Consider the following 2,131-nt stretch of genomic DNA (forward strand, 5'->3'; position numbering starts at 1 on the left):
CGGTGCCGGACAGGTCGGGGCCGTCGATCCACAGTCCCTCCGGGGTACGGACCCGGTACTGCACGCGTCCATTGTGGTCGAGGGTCATGTCGTCGAGCCAGCCGTGGTCGCCGGTCTTGAGCAGGTGGTGAAGGACGCACAGGGTGTGCACGTTGGCGGCGTCGGTCTGTCCACCCGCTGCCGGGTTGTCGTGGTTGTATTCCTGGCAGTGGTCTAACTGTGCGGCGAAGGCGGGCCGGTCACACCCGGGCGCACCGCACGCCAAATCCCGCACCCGAATGTAGGTGTCGAACGCGGTGGAGAACCGATACGGATCCGACGGCAAACACGGCAACGGAAGCCTCGGCTTGCGGTAGCAGGCCGGAGCCCCAGACGATCCTTCCGCTTCTGCAGGCGCTTGTGGCGCCGCCTCGCCCACTGACGCTGCTTCTGCCGTCGGCTCGGGCTCGGGCTGGGGCTCGGGTTGTGGAGCGGGTGCGGGTGCGTCGCTTGTGTCCGGCTCCTCCCCAGCCCGCGGTGTCTGGGAGTCGGCTTCGCCTTCGGATTCGGTGATTGTCGAGGTCGACGCCGTAGTGGGTGCCTCGTCAGCTTCTGGCTCGTCCCCACCCATCTCAGTGTCGGGTTCGGGTTCCGTCACCGCCGACGGCGCCGCAGGCGCAGGCGCAGGTTCGGGTTGGGGTTCAGTGCTCGTCGTCGGCGAGTGCGGCTCTGGCATGGCTGCTCGGCTGCCTTCTGGTTCGGGTTTCGCGTCAGCGGCCGGTTCGGTCTCGTCCGCCGGCTCGGCCTCATATGATTCCGAGTCCGTCACGGTCGACGACACCGCCTCGACATCCAAGTCCAGTTCCGGCTCCGGCTGCGGCTCGCCGTCTAAGATTTCATCGGTGTCTGTTGGTGAATCATGGCGTGGTTCGGGTTGTGTGGTGGGTGGGTTGGGGAAGTAGCTGATCTTCGTCTCGGGGCGGTCGGCGATGTCGCGGACCTGCTCGCCGGTGATGATCCCGTAGTCGTCGACGTAACCGACCCCATCCCCTGTGGGGCTGGCGGGGTCGGTGGGGGTGGTGGTGAGGGTGGCTTGTTCGGTGATCACGTGCAGCGCAATCACCACCTGCGCCTGCGACACCCCTGCCGCGGTGTCGTCGGGGTGGCCGGTACAGGTGTCGGGGTCGCCGCATTCGCATTCGAACGCCACCCCGTGCAGCCGGGCGATCACCGCATCCGAGCGCCGCGCCCCCCGACGCCGCGGATCGTTGCCGCAGCACACCCGGGCGACCAGGGCGTCGATGGCGGCGAACGCCGTCGCGACATCCTCCACGGTGGCAGTGGTCCGGAGTTCGGCCATCCCATCCGCCAGGGGATCCGTCGTTACCGTGCGGGCGGCGCGGGCGTGGTGGTGTCGGCGGCGGACGGCGTCGGGGTCGTGACGGAAGATCGCCGAATCCACCAACGCATCCAACCGTTTCCCCGACCACGATCCCCGCCCCACCCGCCGCGCTATTTCCTCGTCGACCGCCGCCCGATACCCGTACCCGTCGATCAGATCCGACCGCGACACGATCCGGGTGAACTGCCACGCCGCGATCACCCCATCCCGCAGGCGTTCCCCAGTCCGCGGCAACCGATGCACCATCGCGACCGCCTCACTCACGTGCCGCGCCGACACCTGCGGGCTGATCGCCCCCGTCATCGCATACCGGGCCGCGACCTGCGACTGCTGCGACACCAACCGCCCGTCATCGTCACCCGACCCGCCAGCCAACTGGTCATGAATCCCCGCCAACGCCCGGTATTTCGTCCACAGCAGAAACGATTCCCCCGCCCGACACGTGGTGATCGCATCCATCAGATCATTGATGTGCCCACACGCCGCATCCTCGGCGACCTTGTCTGTCGCCAGATGCAGGCCGATGCGGGTGGGGTCTTCGGTTGCCCACCCGTAGCGGGACACCGTCGCACGCGACGGCGGAACAGAATCACGGCTAGTAGACATCAGGTGCTCCGAACACGCAGGGACAAACCATCTACAAAAAGAGGTGCTTCCCACGTTCGGCGGCCCACCCACACTCAGGGCCTTCGCTACTATGTTCGATTCTACCCCGCCATCGGCCGCAAACCAAGAGAAAACGGACACTAG

The 2,131-nt window shown here is 67.1% G+C and carries 1 protein-coding gene; it reads right to left on the minus strand.

What is annotated here, in order from left to right; translation table 11 throughout:
• Positions 1-1,987, minus strand: a 1,987-nt coding sequence (locus tag HH308_RS29205; protein WP_170197805.1) for a DUF222 domain-containing protein, incomplete at its 3' end; no start/stop codon positions are given.
• Positions 1,988-2,131: the final 144 nt, after the last annotated feature.

It is taken from the genome of Gordonia asplenii, from assembly GCF_012933505.1.
GTDB classification, from domain to species: domain Bacteria; phylum Actinomycetota; class Actinomycetes; order Mycobacteriales; family Mycobacteriaceae; genus Gordonia; species Gordonia asplenii.